This is a genomic window from Brevibacterium marinum, from assembly GCF_011927955.1.
GTDB classification, from domain to species: Bacteria; Actinomycetota; Actinomycetes; order Actinomycetales; family Brevibacteriaceae; genus Brevibacterium; species Brevibacterium marinum.
The window spans coordinates 1,803,286-1,823,409 of record NZ_JAATJN010000001.1 but is presented as its reverse complement, the minus strand read 5'-3'; the positions used below and the strand labels follow the sequence as shown (position 1 = coordinate 1,823,409).

At 66.1% G+C, this 20,124-nt stretch carries 17 protein-coding genes; 2 read left to right on the top strand and 15 right to left on the bottom strand.

Features of this window, described 5'->3' with window-relative positions; all coding sequences use genetic code 11:
• Window positions 1–56 precede the first annotated feature (56 nt).
• From BKA07_RS07980 to BKA07_RS07935, 10 genes are all read right to left on the bottom strand, one after another.
• Complete coding sequence (locus BKA07_RS07980; protein ID WP_167950437.1) at window positions 57–1,268, bottom strand: sugar ABC transporter permease; 1,212 nt, start codon at window positions 1,266–1,268, stop codon at window positions 57–59.
• On the bottom strand, window positions 1,265–2,089 hold the full coding sequence (locus tag BKA07_RS07975; protein ID WP_245161884.1) for an ATP-binding cassette domain-containing protein: 825 nt from the start codon (window positions 2,087–2,089) through the stop codon (window positions 1,265–1,267). Before BKA07_RS07975 ends, BKA07_RS07980 begins: the two co-directional genes overlap by 4 nt.
• A gap of 41 nt (window positions 2,090–2,130) precedes the next feature.
• The gene (locus tag BKA07_RS07970) at window positions 2,131–3,240 is read right to left on the bottom strand and encodes a substrate-binding domain-containing protein (protein ID WP_167950436.1); all 1,110 of its coding nucleotides are present in this window, start codon (window positions 3,238–3,240) and stop codon (window positions 2,131–2,133) included.
• A gap of 102 nt (window positions 3,241–3,342) precedes the next feature.
• On the bottom strand, window positions 3,343–4,365 hold the full coding sequence (locus BKA07_RS07965; RefSeq protein ID WP_167950435.1) for a LacI family DNA-binding transcriptional regulator: 1,023 nt from the start codon (window positions 4,363–4,365) through the stop codon (window positions 3,343–3,345).
• 199 nt (window positions 4,366–4,564) lie between these two features.
• Window positions 4,565–7,150, bottom strand: coding sequence for a GNAT family N-acetyltransferase (locus BKA07_RS07960; RefSeq protein ID WP_167950434.1), 2,586 nt, complete (start codon window positions 7,148–7,150; stop codon window positions 4,565–4,567).
• Window positions 7,147–8,691 (bottom strand): lysine N(6)-hydroxylase/L-ornithine N(5)-oxygenase family protein, encoded by a 1,545-nt coding sequence (locus BKA07_RS07955; protein WP_167950433.1) that lies wholly within the window; start codon window positions 8,689–8,691, stop codon window positions 7,147–7,149. Before BKA07_RS07955 ends, BKA07_RS07960 begins: the two co-directional genes overlap by 4 nt.
• Window positions 8,688–10,361 carry a pyridoxal phosphate-dependent decarboxylase family protein gene (locus BKA07_RS07950; protein WP_342449013.1) on the bottom strand — a complete coding sequence of 558 codons (1,674 nt, stop codon included), beginning with the start codon at window positions 10,359–10,361 and terminating at the stop codon, window positions 8,688–8,690. Before BKA07_RS07950 ends, BKA07_RS07955 begins: the two co-directional genes overlap by 4 nt.
• Window positions 10,362–10,681: 320 nt before the next feature.
• Entirely contained in the window at window positions 10,682–12,208 is a 1,527-nt protein-coding gene (gene guaB / locus BKA07_RS07945; protein ID WP_167950432.1) for an IMP dehydrogenase, read from the bottom strand.
• Between the two features lie 272 nt (window positions 12,209–12,480).
• Complete coding sequence (locus BKA07_RS07940; RefSeq protein WP_167950431.1) at window positions 12,481–13,143, bottom strand: GntR family transcriptional regulator; 663 nt, start codon at window positions 13,141–13,143, stop codon at window positions 12,481–12,483.
• Complete coding sequence (locus BKA07_RS07935; protein WP_167950430.1) at window positions 13,140–14,138, bottom strand: pseudouridine synthase; 999 nt, start codon at window positions 14,136–14,138, stop codon at window positions 13,140–13,142. The genes BKA07_RS07940 and BKA07_RS07935 overlap by 4 nt, the downstream gene beginning before the upstream one ends.
• Before the next feature lie 13 nt (window positions 14,139–14,151).
• On the opposite strand from BKA07_RS07935, the gene BKA07_RS07930 reads away from it, so the two are divergent.
• Window positions 14,152–14,682 (top strand): hypothetical protein, encoded by a 531-nt coding sequence (locus BKA07_RS07930; RefSeq protein ID WP_167950429.1) that lies wholly within the window; start codon window positions 14,152–14,154, stop codon window positions 14,680–14,682.
• A 65-nt stretch (window positions 14,683–14,747) separates the two neighbouring features.
• On the opposite strand, the gene BKA07_RS07925 is transcribed toward BKA07_RS07930, so the two are convergent.
• From BKA07_RS07925 to BKA07_RS07915, 3 genes are read right to left on the bottom strand one after another with little or no spacing between them, the layout of a single operon-like run.
• Entirely contained in the window at window positions 14,748–15,422 is a 675-nt protein-coding gene (locus BKA07_RS07925; RefSeq protein ID WP_167950428.1) for a DUF1707 SHOCT-like domain-containing protein, read from the bottom strand.
• A gap of 35 nt (window positions 15,423–15,457) precedes the next feature.
• Window positions 15,458–16,066 carry a TetR/AcrR family transcriptional regulator gene (locus BKA07_RS07920; RefSeq protein WP_167950427.1) on the bottom strand — a complete coding sequence of 203 codons (609 nt, stop codon included), beginning with the start codon at window positions 16,064–16,066 and terminating at the stop codon, window positions 15,458–15,460.
• Window positions 16,067–16,123: 57 nt separating this feature from the next.
• Entirely contained in the window at window positions 16,124–16,627 is a 504-nt protein-coding gene (locus tag BKA07_RS07915) for a YbjO family protein (protein ID WP_167950426.1), read from the bottom strand.
• A 113-nt stretch (window positions 16,628–16,740) separates the two neighbouring features.
• Here BKA07_RS07915 and BKA07_RS07910 point away from each other — a divergent pair, with 113 nt between their 5' ends.
• Window positions 16,741–17,715 carry a CPBP family glutamic-type intramembrane protease gene (locus tag BKA07_RS07910; RefSeq protein ID WP_167950425.1) on the top strand — a complete coding sequence of 325 codons (975 nt, stop codon included), beginning with the start codon at window positions 16,741–16,743 and terminating at the stop codon, window positions 17,713–17,715.
• A gap of 52 nt (window positions 17,716–17,767) precedes the next feature.
• Here BKA07_RS07910 and BKA07_RS07905 read toward each other — a convergent pair whose 3' ends face one another.
• Both BKA07_RS07905 and BKA07_RS07900 read right to left on the bottom strand, forming a co-directional pair.
• Entirely contained in the window at window positions 17,768–19,462 is a 1,695-nt protein-coding gene (locus BKA07_RS07905) for an acyl-CoA dehydrogenase family protein (protein WP_167950424.1), read from the bottom strand.
• The gene (locus BKA07_RS07900) at window positions 19,459–20,061 is read right to left on the bottom strand and encodes a TetR family transcriptional regulator (RefSeq protein WP_167950423.1); all 603 of its coding nucleotides are present in this window, start codon (window positions 20,059–20,061) and stop codon (window positions 19,459–19,461) included. The genes BKA07_RS07905 and BKA07_RS07900 overlap by 4 nt, the downstream gene beginning before the upstream one ends.
• Between the last annotated feature and the right edge of the window lie 63 nt (window positions 20,062–20,124).

The following is a 20,124-nucleotide window of genomic DNA, read 5'->3' as shown; positions in this document are numbered from 1 at the left end:
GGAGTCGGCTTTCGGCGCTGAGGTCGCCCCGCGGCGGGCAGAACGGCTGCCTCCCGTCAGCCGCGTCCGACGTAGCGCTGTCCGCGGCGGCTGAGCGCATCGACGACGACGGCCGTGAGCAGGACGAGCGCGGTGATGATCTGCTGCGCATCGGAGCTGAAGCCGATGAGGTAGAGACCGTTGTTGATCGCACCGACGACCAGCGCACCGAGCACCGCCGCCCAGGCCGAACCGCGCCCGCCGAACAGCGAGGTGCCACCGATGACCGCGGCGGCGATGGCATTGAGCAGGTCCTGCGTACTCACCAGTGTCGATCCGGCGTTGGTCGTGACACCGGTTTTGATGAACCCGAACAGTGCCGCCAGGACACCGGCGGTCATGAACACGCTGATCCGCACCCAGGTCACTCGGATGCCGGCTCGCCTGGCAGCCTCGACCTTGCCGCCGACCGCATAGATCGACCGGCCGTAGCGGGTCTTGCGCAGCACGAGGTCGATGCCAATGGCGATGACCATCATGAGCAGGAACGGCATGGCCAGGCCGAAGTCCTGGTTGACCAGGATGAGGAACCCGAACACGACCGCCGCCAGGATGACGATGCGCACGATCACAGAGGTCCAGCTCGGACTGTCGAGCCCCTCATTGTGCCGACGCAGCTTCGAATAGACGACCCCGGCGCCGAAGCCGATGACCGCGACCGCTCCGAACACATATGCCCAGATCGCAGGGAAGTAGAAGCTCGCGAAGTCGAAGGCGAAGGAATTCGCCATCGACAGGTTCTTCTGCGTCCCCAGCGTCGTCAGGGTCAGACCGGTGTACGCGAGCAGACCCGCCAGGGTCACGACGAAGGCCGGAATTCCGACCACGGCGAAGAACCATCCCTGAATCGCTCCGACGACGAGGCCCAGCAGCAGCATGATGACCAGGGCAACCAGGGGCGGTGCCCCTTGCCTGATCACCAGCACACCCAGCAGCGAGGCCGCCAGCCCGCCCAATTGGGCCAGGGACAGGTCGATCTCGCCGAGCAGCAGGATGAGGTTGATGCCCAATGCGAGGATCGCGAGGTATGCCACCGTCGAGGACAGGTTGACGAGGTTGGCCGGGGAGATGAAGTTGCCGTCCGCGGTCTGGAAGACGATGACGATGACGATGAGCGCCAGGATCACCGGGAACGAGCCGAGCTGCCCCTCCTTGATCCTGCGCACGAACGTGGCAACGAGGCCATCGCTGGTGATGCGTTCGTCGCTGATGAACGAGTTGCGGGTCATCGGCGCTCACCCCTTCGGGTTGCTCTCTGCGTGACGACGTTGTCGCTGGCACCGGTGATCGCCGCGACCAGCACGTCTGTGCGCTCGTCCCCGGGAAAGTCCCCGGCGTTCTTCCCCAGCCGCAGAACGTGGACTCGGTCGCAGACGGCCTGCACATCGGCCATGTTGTGGCTGACCAGCAGCACACCGAGATCGCGTTCGCGCAGGCGGTCGATGAGGTTGAGCACCTCGGCCGTCTGCGCGACACCGAGGGCCGCCGTCGGCTCATCGAGCATCACGATCGAAGGCTCGCCGAGGAGGGACCTGGCGATCGCGACCGTCTGACGTTGTCCGCCGGACAGGGCCGAGATCGGCACCCTCACACTCGGGATCTTCGCCGACAGGCTGTGCAGCAGCTCCCACGACTTCGCTTCCATGGCGACCTCGTCGAGGACGCCGCGCCGGGTCTTCTCGTGTCCGAGGAAGAGGTTGGCCACGACGTCGAGGTTCTCGCACAGCGAGAGGTCCTGGAAGACCGTGGCGACCCCGGCCTTCTGCGCGTCTTTCGGCGAGGCGAACCTCTGGATCCGTCCTCCCAACTTGATCTCGCCCTCATCCGCCGAATGGACCCCAGCGAGGACCTTGACCAGCGTGGACTTGCCGGCACCGTTGTCACCGACGAGGCCGACGACTTCACCGCGGCCGATGGTCAGGTTGATATCGGTCAGCGCTTGGACCGCTCCGAATCGTTTGTTGACCCCGCGGAGCTCGAGCACTGGCTCGCCTCCGCGGTCCGGCATCCGCGGCTGCGCGGATGCCGGATCATTGGATTGAGAATTCATGTGTTCCTATTCGCCGATCTCCACTTGACGTTGCGCGATCTCTACTTGACGCCGGCGTCTTCGCAGAGCTTCTTCACACCACCGGTGCAGATGTCTTCGGCCTTGATCTGACCGCCGATGATGTCCTTGACCTTGTCCTTGGTGACGACCTTGGCCTCGACGAAGTCCGTCGGAGTATCCTTGTAGGTCGTTGAGCCCTCTGGATTCTCGCCGCCGGCCAGGGCGACGGCCGCATTTGCAGCGAATTCCGCCTGGGGTGGAATCGACTTGTAGATCGTGGCGTACTGGTCGCCCCTGAGGATGTTCTGCAGACCGTCGACCTCGGCATCCTGTCCTGTGACGACGGGCTCGACCTTGGCCTTCTTCGTAGCGGCGAGGACACCACCGGCGGTCCCGTCGTTGGCCGCGTAGATCGCGATCGGCTCCTCGTCCGCGCTCTGCAGCTGACCCTCGACCCACTTGCGGGCATCATCGGGGTTCCAGTCGAGCGTGTCATGACTTTCGGCGATGTCGACGCCGGCGCCCTTGAGCGTCTCCTCGGCACCGGCCTTGAAGTCGGCGGCGTTGGGATCCTTCGGATCGCCGTTGACCATCCAGACCGGGCCCGACTTCGGGTCCGTGCCCTCGGCCTTGAGACCGTCGAGAACGGCTTGCCCCTGGAGATTGCCGATCTTCTTGTTGTCGAACGAGGTGTAGTAGTCGGCACCTTCGAAGAAACGGTCGTAGGCGACGACCGGGATCTTCTTGGCTTGAGCCTTCGACAGTGCCGATGCCACCGCCGAGGCGTCGACCGGGTCGAGCACGACGGCGTCGACGCCTTCGGTCACTGCGGCCTCGAACTGCTGCTGCTGTTGGGTCGCGTCCTGGTTCGCGTTGCGGTATTCGACCTTCGCATCGGGGTTGGCCTCGGCGACGTACTTCTCGAAGTTCGGCTTGTCGAGCGATTCGTAGCGGGTGGTCTTGGACTCCGGGAGCAGCAGGGCGATGGTGACCTCACCGTCTGAGCCCGAGCCGCTGCCGGCCTGCTCATTGCCTTGACCCTTCTGATTCCCACAGCCGCTGAGCGCGAGAGCGCCGATGGCAACCGTGGCACCGAAGAGGGCCAACTTCTTCCGGGACTTCTTGTTACGGTGCTGCGAGTTCTGCCTCATGATGAGCCTTTCAATCTTTCTGACAACGTTGTCAGGCTGTTCAATATAATTCGCCGATCGCGGCCCGGTGTCAACTGTTTCGGCGAAAAATTCTGTCGGGAGTCACGTCTCCGGGGACTCTTCGCCGCTGCCGCGGGCGATCACATGGACCGGGAGGTCCGAAGATCGGCTGGCCCGATTGTGTCCGGCTGCGGAACCGGATCGGCGCTGCAGCCGTCGGACAGCCTCGGCGGCCATGAAAGCGACGTCCCGGTCGATGACGGTCACATCGAGGAGATCTGCGGTGGGGAAATCGTCGATGCCCACCAGCGCCGGCCATTCGCCGAGGCGACGGCAGGCGTCGATGGCACCCTGTGTCAGTGGCGCGGACAGGGTGATGAGGGCGCTCGGGCCGCTGCGGGAACCGAGCCACGCGGCGACGACGTTCTTCGCACTGGCCGGGTCGTGGGCGTCCTCGCGCATATAGGCTCGCCACCCGACGTCCGAGCGTCCGGCGAAGGCCGATTGGATTCCGGACAGCCTGGCGGTGGTGATGGGACTGGTCGAATGGTCGCCGATGACGCCGAGGCTGATGTGTCCGTGATCGAGCAGCTGGAGGGCGGCGAGCCGGCCGGCGGCCTCCTCGTCGCCGGTGATGAGTTCCACCCCTGGCCCCGCTGTGGAGGGATCGAAGGAGATGATCTGCGTGTCACCCGATGCCGCTTCGGCATAGCACCGTGCGGCATCCGGATGAGATCGGATGACGCAGATCCCGGTCATGTCATTGGCCAGGCACTCGTCGCAGAAGCCGCGTTCGCGATCGGGGTCATCGCCCGTGACGGTCACGACCGGGCGCAGGCCGACCCGCCCTAGCTCGGCCTCCAACTGGGTGAACAGGCGGGTCTGGAACGGGTCCTCGCCGTCGCTCATGACCACGCCGATGTAGGGAGATCGGCCACCGGCGCGCAGGCGTCTGGCCGTGGAGTTGAGGCGGAACCCGAGGTCGGAAGCGGCTTCTTCGACCTTTTCGGCCGTGGACGTGGCCACATGCTTTTCGCCGTTGAGCACCCGGGAGGCGGTCTTGATGCTCACGCCTGCGCGCGAAGCGACCGTGGCCAGCGTGGGCCGATCGTTCTGCTTCGCCATGACCACACCTTTGAGTCGGGAATCCTACTGACCGCTTGCGGTCTGCGCGGAGGCGACCGATAGGAATGATGATAGCCGCTGGCGCTCACGTGGTCGTCGACTGTCCGACGATCAGACCCTTTTCGGACCGGGAGGCCGCCCGCCGAGGTGATCGTCGGGTGCCCGGCGACCACCTCGGCGAACGTGGTATTCCGCCGGATCAGTCCGCCAGCGGATTCGTCCGTGCCACGGGGTTGCGCATCGTTCCAGCGTAGAGCAGGGATTCGGCCTGGTTGCCGATGTCGACCATCTGCTTCGTATTGCGCAACTGCAGACGATTGAGGCAGGAGTGGGCGAACCGTCCGGCCCTCAGATCCACATCTCCGGCCAGCCCACGGGCGAGTTCCGGGTTCTCGGACTCGTAACGGTCGAGCACCTCGGCGACCAGAGCCCAGAACCGATCCGCGCCCAGCACACCATCGGCGTCGAGGATCCCGGACAGGTGGCGCAGCACTCCGTCGAACATGTCCGTGAACACGGACAGGGCCTTCTCCTCCCCCGGAACGAGCGCCCGGATCCGCTCGACGTCGCCCGGCAGTTCGCGGTGGCCGAGCACCGCGACCTCTTCGCCGATGTCCTTCATGAAGGCACCGGTCACGACGTGGTTCTCAAGGATGAGGATGAGGTTCTCCCCGTGCGGCATGAACACGAGGTCGTGGGCCAACAGGGCGTGGACGAGCGGGTGCAGATAGGCGTGGAGGTAGGACCGCACCCAGTCCTCGGGTGATTGGCCCGAGGCTCGGATGAGTTCGCTGACGAAGGCGACCCCCTCGTGGTCGCGATGCAGCAGTGCCGCCATCGTAATCACCTTTTGACCCGGTTCGACCACGGTCAGCGGGTTCTCCCGCCACAGGGCGGCGAGCATCTTCCGGTGCGGGTTCGTCTCCTGCGTGCGATGGTAGACATCGCCCGTGTAGCCCAGCGCCGTGCGTTCTCGCAGGACCCGGAACCCGGCTTGGTCGAATGCCTCGTCGCCGTCGATGAGCTCGGCGATCCAATCGTTGATGGTCGGTGTGTCGCGCATGTACTTCGGGGACAGCCCGCGCAGGAAACCCATGTTCTGCACGGCCAGAGCGACCTTCACATACGGAGCGTCGGGGCGGGAGTGGTTGAAGAACGTGCGCAGGGACTGCTGCGGCTGATGCGCGTCGAGGCCCGCGCCCAGCGGCAGCAGATCACCGCGAGCGATGTCGGCGGCGAAGGTGATCGCGAGTCGGTGGTCGGCCTGCCAGGGGTGGAGCGGAAGGAGGTGGAAGTCCTCCGGGTTCCGGCCGGCTGCCCGGATCCGGGTATCGAAGAGCTCGCGCTCGGCGGGGCTGAGCGCCCAGTCGAGGTGGGCGGCCTCGTCGAAACCGACTCCGACCGAAAGATGACTGTGTTCGCGGCTCGCTGCCACCCATTCGATCCGGGTGGTCTGGCCGTTCTCCGGGGCCCAGCGGCGGTAATCGGACAGGGCGAACCCGATGCGCCCGTTGTTCGCGATGAACCCGGGGTGCCCCTCGGTCATGGCGGCCTCGGCGGCCTGGAAGTCGGCGGTCAGCAGGTCGGTGGAGCTCGGGCGCCGGCCCGCCCAGGCCTCGTCGAGTTTGTAGGCGCTGCTGGCCAGGGTCGAGGCGATCTCCTCGAGATAGGTCGACATGAGGTCTTCGGGAATGTCGAGTCCGGCCTGGAGTTCGACGACGAGTTCCTGGGCGTCGAGTCCGAGCTGCGTGCCGCCTCGGCGACGGATGATGCTGTCTTCGTCGATGACCCAGTGTTCGAGCGGCAGGACCCGCGCGGTGAACGTGTAGGTCACGGCCTCGGGCTTCTGTGAACCGGCCTCCGGTGTGTCTGCGGCGGCGATCCGCAGCTCCCACTCATCGGGGCCGGCATCCGACTCGCTGGCGTGGACCGGGGCGATGAGGCGTTCGTGGGCGAACTCGGACAGAGCCTTGGCCACCAGGTGGCGCTGAGTGACCGCGAAGGTGTCGCGGTTGAGGTGGGCATATGTGGCGGGAGTGGCGGGCCTCGCGGGGACCGTCGCGGGGCCGGTGGTCGGGCCAGTGGCGGGGACTGCGCCATCGATCGGGTCGTGAGCGAGGAGTGCGACCAGTTCGCTGGATGCGAAGTCCGCGCGGGCGCAGATGCTCACCAGCGCCCGCTTGCGCTCCTCGCCCATCATGATGGTCGCCTCTTTCACCGAGACGAAACCTGCAGCACGGTTCTTCTCGAGGATGGCGGTGTTCCTAACGTCGGGTTCGACGATGACTCGGTGTCCGCCTCGGCCGCCGTGCTCGCTCGGTCGCAGGCAGAAGTCGATGACCTCGGCCATGATCCTGTTCGTGAGTCCGCGCACGCCGTCGCCATCGGGCGGGGCCACGAGCAGGTGCATTCCGATGTCGCCCGACCCGGTCGCCACGACGTCGTGTGGGATGAGGGTCGACGGCACATAGGTTTCGACGTAGAAGCAGTCGATGCCGTCGACCGAACCGACCCAGCCGTCGTCGTCGGCGGAGTCGTGGATGCCGCCGAGGTAGTCGCGGACGCCCGACTGATCGAGTTCGGTCATCTGCCAGTAGTGGGCGCGCGGGTGGCTCAGCCACACGTGGATGTTCTCGGCGTCCCGGACGGGGTCCATAGGGCGGATGTCGACGGAGGCCGTGGGGGCCGCGCTCGATCCGCTCGCCGAGGTGGTTCCCGGGTGCGCGAACCGGGCGACGGGCGTCGGTGTGGTGCGAAGTTCGTCGTTGACGAGTTCGGTGGTCATACGTGTGTCATCTCCCTGTCGTCTGCGGCGGCGAAGTCGAAGCGCGACTCGAGGTCGTCGTCCTTCGGTTCGCGAACCGGTGAAAGCTGTGGTTCTGCCTGGTCACTCCCGATCGCCTGAGCATCGGTGTGTGCCTGAGCATCGGTATGTGCCTGAGTATCGGTGTCGACCGCGCCGTCATCGGGGACGCCGAAAGTCTGGAACGCGATGCTCGTCTCGATCGGATACGGTTCGCGACCGGTCACGTGCGAGAGCACGACGGAGGCCCTCCAGGGACCGAAGCCCAGGTCGGGTGCTGTGACGCCGTGGGTGTGCTCTTCCCCGTTGAGGACGTGGATGGTTCCCGCCTCGTTGACCGTGTAGTGGCGGCCCACGTCGAGGCGGCCCTTGGCATCCAACCGGACCTCATCGGCCACGGGGGCAAGGAATCCGGGGACCTGCGACCTGTAGCCGGTCGCGGAGACGATCGATCCGCTGCGCCTGGCGAAGCCCTTGTCCAGTGCGGTGTTGCGAAAGTGCAGAATATACTCGCCGGTGTCGTTGTCCCGATCGGCGGCGATGAGTTCGGATTCGGCGAGCAGGTTGGTCCGCAGCTTCCTGCCGCAGCGACTGAGCCGGTAGAGGGTGTCGTGGATGTCGTCGACGAGGTCGGCGCTGATGCCCTTGTACAGAGCCCGCTGCTCCCGGCCGAGCTGTTCACGCAGGTCATCGGGCAGAGCCCGGAAGTGATCGGTGTATTCCGGCGAGGTCATCTCCAGGGTCAGTTTCGTGTACTCCATCGGGAAGAAGCGGGGCGAGCGCGTCACCCAGTCCAGACGCACGTCTCGCGCTTCCGCTTCGTCGATGAGATCCCGGTAGATCTCGGCCGCGGACTGGCCGCTGCCGACGATCGTGATGGATCCACTGGCGAGCAGCTCCTCTCGGTGGTCGAGGTACTTCGAGGTGTGGATGACCGGCCCGGCCTCGGTCGCGACGTTCGCCCCAGCCTCGCCACCGACGCTCGGCCCGCCCTCGGACCCGAGGTTCTGCAGGGCAGCGGGCAGGACCGGGTCGGTGCCGACGCCGAGGACGAGGTGCCTGGCGCGGTAGGTCTCTGTGCCCAGCGACCGCCCGGAGCCGTCGGCCACCTCGGCGGTCACGGTGTAGATGTCGTCATCCCTGGTCACCGAGGTGACGGTGCGGTTCCAGCGCAGGGTCTCCAACTGGGCCGCGACCCACCGGCAGTACTCGTCGTATTCGGCGCGCAGCGGGTAGAAGGACTCGCGGATGTAGAAGGGATAGAGTCGACCGCTGTCCTTGAGGAACTGGAGGAAGGAGAAGGGGGAGGTGGGGTCGGCCATGGTCACGAGGTCGGCGAGGAAAGGCACCTGAACCGTGGAGCCTTCGATCATCATTCCCGGGTGCCAGCGGAAGTCCTCGCGCTGGTCGAGGAAGACGGCGTCGACGTCGAGCAGGGGCTCGGACAGTGCCGCCAGACCGAGTCCGAAGGGACCGATGCCGATGCCGACGAGGTCGTGGATGTGTGTGCCGGGTGCGCTCATGCGGCGCCTCCTTCGATGGTCGCGGTCGACTCTCCGGTGACGTGGGTCGTGGTCTCCAGGTACCGGCCGGCGAGGATGCCGTGGCCGGTGGCGCGGACCAGGTCGAGCACGGCGGTGATGTCGTCGACCGTGGTGTCGGGGTTGAGCAGGGTGAGCTTGAGCCAGGGCGTGCCGTCGATGACGGTGCGGGCGACTGCCGCGCGCCCGGAGCGGAACAGGACGCGGCGGATCATCGGCACCAGGTCATCGGCGATGGCATTGTCTGCGACGCGTCCGCGTGCGGTCGCGGGCACGAATCGGAACAGGACCGTGCTCAGGTCCGAGGCTCCGAGCACCTCGAAGTCGGGCTGGGTCTCGAGGAGTTCGCGGACCTCGGCGGCCAGGTCGCACACGCTGTCGACCATCTCTCCGATCTCGACCGAGCCGCGGGCGCGCAGCGTCGTCCACAGTTTCAGCGCATCGAAGCGGCGGGTCGTCTGCAGCGATTTGTCGACCTGGTTCGGCTCGGCCTCGGCGCTCTGGGCCTCGGCCTCGGGGTTGAGATAGTCGTGATGGTGCAGGGTCGGAGCGAAGAGCGCGGCGTCTCGGACGAGCAGGGCGCTCGAGGACACCGGCTGGAAGAAGGTCTTGTGGAAGTCGATGGTCGCCGAGGTGGCCCGCCCGATTCCCTCGAGCAGGTGTTTGCGTCGTGGTGCCCACAGCAGTCCCCCGCCGTATGCGGCATCGACGTGCAGCCACACGTTCGCGGACTCGCAGGCCGTGGCGATGTCATCCAGCGGGTCGATGACGCCGAGGTCGGTGGTGCCGGCGGTGGCGACGACGGCCATGACGGTGCCGCCGGTCTCGTCGATGTCGCGCATGTGTTCGGCCAGCGCCCCGGCATCCATCCGTCCGGCGGCGTCGGTGTCCACGGTCACGACCGCCTCGGCGTCGAGTCCGAGGATGTGGGCGGCGCGGGCGATGGAGAAGTGCGTCTGGGAGGTGGTGAGGATGCGCAGCCGGGCCATGGCATCGCGGTGGGAGGTTTCGGTGAGGCCTCGCAGCACGTTCTCTCGAGCCAGGAACAGTGCCTGCAGATTCGACTGGGTTCCGCCCGAGGTGAAGATTCCGTCGCCGGCGTCGAATCCGACGTGCGTGCAAGCCCACTGCACCAGGCGGCGTTCCATGAGCGTGGCGACCTCGGACTGGTCGTAGGTGTCGACGGAGGTGTTGATGGCCGCGAGCATCGCCTCGGCGGCGACTGCGGGGACCGCGACGGGGCAGTTGAGGTGGGCCACGTAGCTCGGGTGGTGGAACCACACGGCGTTGCCGGCGTAGAGGTCATCGGCCTCGCGCAGGGCCGCCGCGTTTCCGATGCCATGACCGTCGAGGTCGAAGCCCGCGACCTCGGCCTCGAGGTTCGAACGGTCATTCGCCGAGGTGGGGGCGTCGACATCGGTGAAGCGTTCGGTGAGTGCGTCGACGACCTCGTGCATGAGTTCGGCGTAGGCGCCGGCACTGTCGGCTCCCAGCAGCGCATCCCGGGTGCGGGGCGCGATATCGCTCGGTGGCGCTGTGCCGGTCGGTGGCGCTGGGTCGGTCGGTGGTGCTGGGTCGGTCGGTGGTGGCGCTGCGGTCGGTGGTGGCGCTGCGGTCGGTGGCGCTGCGGTATCAGAGAGCAGTGAAGTCATAGCGGTAGGGTTGCCTCCTTCGGTTCACGGTCCGGTTAGGCCGGACTACATTAGGGCAACCTACCCTAAGTAAACGTGGACGCAAGGTCGGCGTCGTCATGTTTCACCGACTACGGAAGTGACCCCGAGCCGGAACGGGGAGTGCCTTGATCAGCAGCCGCAAGGGCAGGGCCACCGATTCACGACAGATGCATACGGCCCGAAATCAGGCACGTGGCTTTCATCACATCCGCGCGTTTCGTCCGACATGGTGAGACAACGAAAACGGCCGTAGTCCCTGCCCAGGAGGCAGGGGCTACGGCCGTTGGCGCGATGATTCCCTATTTCACGACGTAATTCGGGGCTTCGACGGTCATCTGGATGTCGTGCGGGTGGCTCTCCTTGAGGCCCGCGGTGGTCAGGCGGACGAATTTGCCCGTGGCCTTGAGGTCCCCGATGGTGGGTGCGCCGACGTAGAACATCGACTGGCGCAGACCGCCGGTGAGCTGGTGGGCGACCTGCTTAAGTGGTCCGCGGTAGGCGACGCGGCCTTCGATGCCCTCGGGGATGAGGTCCGTGTCGGTCTCGATGTCGTCCTGGAAGTAGCGATCCTTCGAATAGGACGTGCCCTGGCGTGGGGCCATGGCACCCAGGGAGCCCATGCCCCGGTAGGCCTTGTACTGCTTGCCGTTGATGAAGATGAGCTCGCCGGGCGATTCGCTGCAGCCAGCCAGCAGGGAGCCGAGCATGACGGTGTCGGCACCGGCGACCATAGCCTTGGCGATGTCGCCCGAGTACTGCAGTCCGCCGTCGGCGATGACCGGCACGCCGGCCGCGCGCGCCGCCTGAGCTGCGAGGTGGATGGCCGTGACCTGCGGGACACCGACGCCTGCCACCACTCGGGTGGTGCAGATCGAGCCCGGTCCGACTCCGACCTTGATGGCATCGGCACCGGCGTCGATGAGCGCCTGCGCACCCTCCTGCGTGGCGACATTTCCGCCGATGATCTGGACATCGGCGAAGACCGAGTCGGCCTTCATCGTCTTGATCATGTCGGTCACGCCGCGAGCGTGCCCGTTGGCCGTGTCGACGACGAGGACGTCGACGCCCGCCTCGGCCAGCAGCTCGGCGCGTTCATAGGCATCGCCGTGGAAGCCGACAGCGGCACCCACACGCAGGCGACCTTCCTCGTCCTTCGTCGCCAGGGGGTACTCCTCGGTCTTGACGAAGTCCTTGACCGTGATGAGGCCCTTGATGACGTTGTTCTCATCGACCAGGGGCAGCTTCTCGACCTTGTGCTCGGCGAGGAGTTCGAAGGCCTTCTCGGCAGAGACTCCGTCCGGTGCGGTGATCAGCGGCATCCGCGTCATGGTCTCGCCCACGGTGCGTGTGGCGTATTCGTCGCGGGTGACGAAGCGCAGGTCACGGTTGGTCACGATGCCCAGCAGCACATCGTCCTCGTCGACGACGGGCAGACCGGAGATCCGGTACTTGCCGCAGATCTCATCGAGCTCTTCGAGTGTCTTGTCCGGGGTGATCGTCAGCGGATCGTTGATCATGCCGGACTCGGAGCGCTTGACGTAGTCGACCTGCTTGGCCTGGTCTTCCTTCGACAGATTGCGGTGGATGATGCCGAGTCCGCCGATGCGGGCCATGGCGATGGCCATCCGCGATTCGGTCACGGTGTCCATGGCGGCCGAGACCAGGGGGATGTTGAGTTCGATCCCTTTGGTCAGGCGCGTGGTCGTGGTGGCGTCCGAGGGGATGACATCGGTGTCACCGGGCAGGAGGAGGACATCGTCATACGTGAGTCCCGTCAGCGAGAACGGATCGTTTGCGGCCTGTGTTTCCTGCTCGGGAATCCCCATGGGTACAGCCTTTCGACGCGGTGAGTACGGTGGCTCAATGCTATCGAAGACATACAGCGCTTAGCTATAGTTTCAAGCACCGCACGCTGTGAGACTGCCGACACCGGCAGCGGGGCTCCTTCCCGCCGAGGTGGTCGCATTGTGAAAGATTCGCTCGCCGAGGCGGTCCATCCGTCACGGTATCCGTTAACTGGACGTTTTGGTCTGGTTCAACGCAGAAAAATCAGTCCAAAACGTCCACCTAACATCCCTGCCGAGGTGGTCTTCCGCGGTCAGCGGCCTTCCCCGACCGAGCGAGCCAGGTCGAGTGTCGAGGCTTCCGAGTCGTCGAGGTGGATGCGCAGGAGACCTTCTGCTCCGAGACGGTCACCTGAGCGCATCTTCTCGAGGATGTCGCGGTGCGGGTCGGCCCAGTGGGAGTGGTACTTGCCGGGTTCCTTCGAGCGGGCGAAGGTCGTCGACAGGCGAGCCATGAGGTTGAGATAGAACTCGTCGAGCAGGGGCGAGCCGAGGAGGCCGACGATGGCGCGGTGAAAAGAGGCGGAGTGCTCCTGGGCGTCGGTCCAGCTCTCGTTGTCGGGGGCTCTCTCGGCCTTGACGACGGAGGCCTCGACGCGGTCCATCGCCTCGTCGGTGGCATCCTGTGATTCCTGGACGGCACGGATCTCGAAGACGCGCCTGGCCCGGTAGAGGTCCTTGAGCTCGTCAAGGCCGAAAGTGCGGACGAAGAAGCCGCGATTCGTCTCCTGGGACAGCAGACCGGCGTGACGGAGCAGGCTCAGGGATTCGCGGGCAGTATTGCGTGAGACGTTGAATTCCTTCGCCAGCGCACCATCCCGGACCGGAGAACCGGCAGAGTATTCGCCGGTGGTGATTCGGGACCGGACCAGGGCGACGATCGCCTCTGAGGTACATCCGGGTTCATGTGGACTCATATCTCCAGGCTACCGTGTCCCGTCGGGTCCTGGGGAGGCTCGCCCAGGCGGAGCTCGGACTCGAAGTGACGTTCGCGCCCGGTCAGCGGATCGTCGAATCCGATCGATGCCGCCAGAAGCTGCAGCGGTGAGTCGAAGTCGTAGGGGTCCGGGGCCAGGTCGACGGGATAGACGGGGTCGCCGAGGATGGGCAGCCCGAGTGAGTTCATGTGGACCCGCAGCTGGTGGGTTCTGCCCGTCAGCGGTTCGAGCCCGTACTCGCCGACAGCTCCTGTTCCGAACCCGGCTTCGCGCTCACGCAGGAGACCGATCCGGCTGAACGCGTTGGACTCGCCCTCAACTTCGTTGACCTGTCTGCCGCCGCGCGGCTTGACCAGCCGCGATTCCTTGACCAGGGGAAGCTCCATGTCGATCGGTGGCATGGGTGCCAGCGCACGATAGGTCTTGGCGACCCTGCGATCCTGGAACAGGCGCTGATAGCGACCACGAGTCTCGGGCCGTTTCGAGAGGATGAGGAGGCCCGCTGTGATGCGGTCGAGGCGATGGATCGCGACAAGGTCGGGCAGATCGCGGTCGACGCGCAGGCGGGTCACTACGCATTCACGCACGAAACGACCATTCGGAGTGCTGGCGAGGAAGTGGGGCTTGTCGACGACGAGCAGCTCCTCGTCCTCGAACACGACGCCGACCTCGAACGGGATCCGCTCCTCCGGCGGGACAGGACGGTGGAAGAAGTAGAAGCCTCCGGGCTCCACCGGGTCGTCCCAAGTCACGGGCCTGCCGTGCATGTCGCACATCTGTCCGGCCTCGGCGCCGGTCTGTTCGAGCAAACGGCGACGATCGTCAGCCGCGGCCTCCGGGAACTCGGACTCCAGCCAGCGCCCGATCGTCTTCGGCGCCGGAAGATGACTCTTGTCGTGCGTCGCCTTCCCGCCCGGAGCCCGCAGCGAGGTCGCCGAGATCCCTTCGCGGGGAGGAAGCGGACTGCGGGGCATGAGTCCAGTCTAAGTGGTTCTGCGCGCCGGCGGTCGATACACTGCTCGTGGTGACCATCGCAGAGGCTCGAGATCCGGGAGGAACGACATCGGCATCGGACTGTCAGACGAGTTCCTCCTCTCCCAGGTCGTCACTCCGGTCGTTCTCGGCCTGTTCGCCAACGACGAATGGGACGGCATCGCAATCGTCGACGGCGAAGACGGCAGCAGCAGGACGGTCCGCGTCGTCGTGTGCGCGGAGACGGTCGAGGTCGTCCTCGACCGTCCGGAGAGCACGGAGACCCTGCACGAGTTCCAGCTCAGGCTCATCGCCGAGTTCAAGGAGTTCATCGCCGGCTCCGAGTTCGGCCGACGCCGCGGATCGCAGTGGCGAGCCGACGATCACAATGCTGACCGAGCACGTCCGGTCATCACACGCGTGCCTCGTCCCGATTTCGACGGCCCGTCGGAGTGCACGATGCGCCGCCTCCGGATCGGCTCGTCGAGTCTGCGCCTCGGCGGAATTCGCTGTCGAAGGGCACGTCGCAGCGCAGGTCGGGGCTGAACCCCCGCCGCTGAACCGGACGAAGCCCGCGGAGTCGTCGGCGAGGTCCCGAGTCGAAGCGCCGATCACATGCCCAGCCTCCGACGCTGCCTCCCGGTCGGTCCCAATGCTTGGATCACTCCGGATCCGATGCTCCCTCCGATGCGGAGGATCGGATGTCCTTCGCGTGCGGCTTCATTGGCTTTGAACGTGACAACGGCGATCTTGCTGCGCTTGAGTCCGGTGATGTCGATGCCCCAGCTGTCGGGGACGACGACTCTCATCGTCCCCGTTCGGGCGGCGACGTCGATGTCGATGGTTGTCAGGTCGGTCTCGACCTCGAGGAAGTTGAGCTCGAGGAGAACACCGGCCGGTTCACAGCGCAGATAGGGCCTCACCGGCCATCGACCTCGCCGGATGAGACCGGCCCACGGCGCGTGCAGCACTTCCCTGGTCTCTGGGGACCAGCCGAGATCGTCGGCGGCGGCGCCTCTGCTAGGTCGCCCTTCGGCATCTGCACGTGCCCGAGCCGAAGGCAGCTCGGTGACGATGCCTTCAAGTGCCCGGTCAAGGTCGATCGGGAACCGCGCAGCCTCGACCAGCTCCATGCGCTCGTCGAGTTCGGCCAGCGTGATCCGGCTGTCGCCGGCTGCCGTCCGGAGGGTCTCGACCGCGGCCTCGCGTTCAAGGTATCCGATGCGCATCGTCAGCGCCGGGTCCTCGGGTGGTTCGGCCGACTGATCGTCAGCAGACACAATCATGACTCCTCATGCGTTCGTTCGTCGTATTGCATCACTCACGGTCGAGCCACGCCGAATCGGGTGGTCAGTTCGTGCAGGTGGTCGACGATGGCTGTGCGCGCGGCCGCCGCACTGACCTCACTCGGCCGCCAGATGAGGTGTGCGGCCAAACCGTCGAGGAGGGCGTGGAGTCGAACCACCTCCTGCTCATGCTGCTCCTCGGTCACCGTCACCGCGTCGGTGAGGCGGCTGACGATGGTGCGACAGCCGGCGTGGACCCTGCCCCACACGTCGGCGCGGGTGGCGCTGAGAGTCGAGTCCGCGCCGGAGGCCGCGAACAGCGCCAGGTAGACCTCGGTCTCGCCTCGTCGTTCCTCGTCCAAGGGCAGCAGCTCTGTCGCGAGGTCTTCCATCGACTCAAGTTCGGTTCGACGGTGGGGCAGCGCATCGATGCGAGCCGCAGCGCGATCGATGACCAACTCCATGGCGAACGACAGCAGCTGGGTCTGGCTGGCGAAGACATGGCGCACCGATCCGACCGACAGCCCTGCCTCGGCGGCCACCGTCCGCACGGACACCGCGCCGATGCCTCGTTGGAGGATGACCCGCCACGCTGCTGTGGCGATCTCTTCCCGGCGGGTGGCATGATCGATCAGTTTCGGCATTCGACTCTCCTCGGTTGCTCGGTCGGCTCGAAGCGAAGGGCACGGCCGCCAGCGTGTTCATGCTGGGGCGCTCGCTGGATCAGGGCGGAAGAACCGCCTCGTCGAGGGTGGACCCCAGAGCAGCACGAGCATGATGATATGGATGATATCGGTAGGGATGACCACCGCGAGATACATCCCTCCCTTTGTCGCCGAATAGAGGCTCAAGACCGTCGCGACCACCAGGTAGACCGTCAGCACGATTCGAGCCCATGGTCGTCCGCGGAGGATGCGCGGCACCAGCCAGAGCAGCAGAACGACGTCGACGAGGTGGAGGACTATTGCGTAGACGATCACGAACACGACGACCCGATCGAGCCAGCCGGGCCCGAGTGTCTGATCGGTGTCGGCAATGATCGCGGCCTCGAGCCCCTCCCTGTCGACGAGCATGGCGATGGGCAAGCCGATGAGCAGGATGATGCTGACCACGACACCGACGATCAGCCAGCGCAGAGGCCACGGAGGTTTGCCGGTGCCGTCAGGGCGAATGTTCGCAGATGCCGGAGAGTTGGAACGTGTCACTGTGACTCCTTGTCAATTCAGATCGGCACCGTCGGCGCAAAACTGCCATGATCGTCATGCGCCTTCCCCGCACCCCTGTTCTTTGTTAGTCCGTCCGTACTACCATACTCGACATGCACCGCATTCCGACCGCCACCGTCGACGCTCGCTCCTCACGTCCATCGGTCCTGGCGCGAGCGCTGACGGCTTGGGCCATTCTGTGCTTGTGCGTCGGTTTGTCGATCACGTTCACACGGGTGGTGGACTCATGGACTGCGCTGGATCCACTGGCGACCCGGGCTGCGCAGGCGATTCTCACGGCAGCCATGGTGGTCCCGCTGATGATGCTGCTCCACCGGCGTCTTGAGAATCGTTCATCCCTGGACAAAGACAGCTCTCCTTCTGCCTGGGCCGAGGCATCTCCTTCCGCCTGGGCTCGGGCGGCGGCTCTCGGCATTGCCGTCGGCCTCTGCACAGCGGTTCTGACCTGGGGGCCGGCGTTCTGGGCGGGGTGGATCCGATTCGGCGGCGTCTCCACGACCCAGCTGCTGATCTTCCTTGTGGTGAATACGCTCATCGTGCTGGCCTATGAAGCCGTACCCGAGGAGCTCGCTCTGCGAGGGTACGCATGGGACGCTCTGCGCCGACGCCTCGGACCGTTCGCGTCTGCAGCGGGCGTGACCATCCTGTTCTGCGCGACATATACCGGCATCAGCGCCGTCCAGACCGGCTCGGCCCTGATGTTCGGAGTCCGAGCCGACGGGATCAGCGTCTCCCCTGGTGGGGACCCCATCGCCTACCTCGTCCAGATCAGCCTCTTCGGACTGACACTCATCGCCGCCCGAAGTCTGCCGCTGCGCGGTGGACTGGCCGCCGCGATCACGTTCCACCTCGTCCACCTCACGGCCAACCGACTCCTCTTCGGCGGCCTCGGAGGTTTCGACACGGGCGTGGACGTCACGATCGTCACTCCCGACGCCGTCGGCCTGGTCCTCGTGCACATCGCCCTCAGCGGCGTCGTCTTCCTCGGCCTCCGGAGGACTCTGAAATCTCGCAGGAGCGGCGGATCGCCTGGTCAGCGCGGCCTGTCCACACCCGGAGGTCGATGAGTCGGCTCTCGGAGCGGACTGTTGCGACGAGAAGTCAGCACCGGCCTCGAGGTCATGCCCTCTCGACGAGGAAGTCGATATCGACATCGTCCGGCAACGCCCCGTATTCCCGGCCCCGATCCGGACCCAGACGTGCCGATGCGAACCCGGCGGCCACCTCGGCGGGAGCGGAGTCGAAGAGGATCGCAGACTGCATGAGCAGGGCCATCTTCTCCACGAGCACTCGGCCGCTGCGCTGGATGCCGGCGATCCGGGCAGGATCACCACTGGTCACGGCCTCGAGCGAGGTGTGGAGGGAACCGGCGAGACCTTCGTAGGCGGCATCGAAGTCGCGGTGGCGACCCAAAGCGGTCTCGAGGAACCCGAGGAAGGCCTTCGCCGTCCGCGGTTCCCGGCCCAGGGCCCGGAGAACGTCGAGGACGATGACGTTTCCGGACCCCTCCCACACGGCCATCACCGGCTGCTCGCGGTAGCGGCGGGCCAGCGGGAACGCCTCCGTGTATCCGTTTCCGCCGAGGCATTCGAGTGCCTCGTAGGCGTGCTCGGGTCCGCGCTTGCAGATCCAGTATTTGCCGACGGCCGTGGCCAGACGCCGGAAGTCGACCGCATCGGTGCCGTCATCGTCGTGGACGGCGGCCAGATGCATGGCGGTGAAGGTCGCGGCTTCGGATTCGAGCTGCAGGTCGGCGATGACGGCGCGCATGAGCGGCTGGTCGATCAGCGTCGCTCCGAACGCGGCTCGACCGCGGGCGTGCCAGGCGGCTTCGGCCACGGACTGACGCATGCCGGCAGCGGATCCCAGGACGCAGTCGAGGCGGGTCTGAGACACCATCTCGATGATCGTGCGCACGCCCTTGCCCGGCTGGCCCAGCAGCCATCCGGCGGCCGAGTCGAATTCGATCTCGGAGGAGGCATTGGACTTATTGCCGAGTTTGTCCTTGAGGCGTTGGATCCGAACGCTGTTGAGCCCTCCACCGGGCAGGATGCGTGGGACGACGAAGCAGCTCAGCCCCTGCTCGAGGTGGGCGAGGACGAGGAACGCATCGGACTGCGGTGCCGAGCAGAACCATTTGTGTCCGGTGATGAGGCAGTGGTCGCCGTTCGGGATCGCGCGGGTGGTGTTCGCGCGCACATCGGAGCCGCCCTGCTTCTCGGTCATGGCCATGCCGAAGGTGACAGCGCTCTTCTCCGCCGGGTCGACGCGCCTGGGATCGTAGTCGCTCGCGGTGGCCTTCGGGAGCCAGAACTCGGCCAGCCCGACATCGGCCCGCAGCGACGGGATCACGGCATGAGTCATCGACACCGGGCAGGCGTGGCCGGGCTCGATCTGGGAGAAGAGCATGAACCGGGCGGCACGGTCGGCGTTCGCACTCGGGCCCGGCTGGTTCCAGGCGTGTGAGTGCGCGCCGCTGCGCAGAGCCTCACCGATGATGCGGTGGTAAGCGGGGTGGAATTCGACCTCATCGACGCGGTTGCCCCACTCGTCATGGGTCTTCAACTCCGGGCCGTGCTCGTTGGCCAGGCGTGCGTCGTTGATGAAGTCGGCACTGCCGACCAGTCCCCCGATGCGATTGAGCTCGACGGTCGAGGCCGTCGGCGCGTAAGCGTCCACGGCTTCTCGGAGGGCGGTGTTGAGGGCGAATTCGTTGATGTCCCGCCGAGGCGGTGCCTGGTTGAACACCGTGTGCGTGGCGGACGGGGCCGGCTGAGTCTCCGACTCCAGTCGGCTGGCCGGTGCGTGGCTCATTGTTCTCCTAGTGCTGTGCGCGCGAATGTGGACAGTGCGGTGATGAGAGCCTCGACCTCCGAGCTGCTCGGACCCGGCTGTGCGGGGTCGAGGACGTCGACGAGATTCTCCGAGACGGATCCGACCAGGGACCTGGCCACCACCTCGGCGGGGATGTCGGGGGTCGGCAGCTCGTCCAGCCACGACGCGATGGCAGTGACATATCCGCGTCGCAGTGCCCGGCGCGCGACCTGGACGCTGTCGGGGACCTCTTCGAACAGGAGCGCGTGGGCGAGGGTGCGGCCGGTGACGGCGCGACGGATGAACACGTCGACGACCGCGTCGACGAGTCCAGCGGCATCGCTCGTGCCTGAGATGGCGGTCTCGACGACGGAGAGCTCGTGGCCGGCGGCACGGGCGAACACGATTCCCAGCAGCTCGTCGCGGTTCTCGTAGTAGGTGTAGATGAGCCCGGCGCTGCACTCCGCTTCCCGGGCGACGGCGGCGATGCTCGCCGAGGCGAACCCGCCCGAGGCGATGACACGGTGGGCCCCGCGTTCGATTCGGGCCCGCCGCGCCTCCGCTTTGGCGCGGGTTCTGGCGGTTTCGCGGTAGGCCACATCTGCCCTTTCCCAAAGAAGTGAATCATGGTTCAATTGTTACTGAGTATGGCACTCGTCACA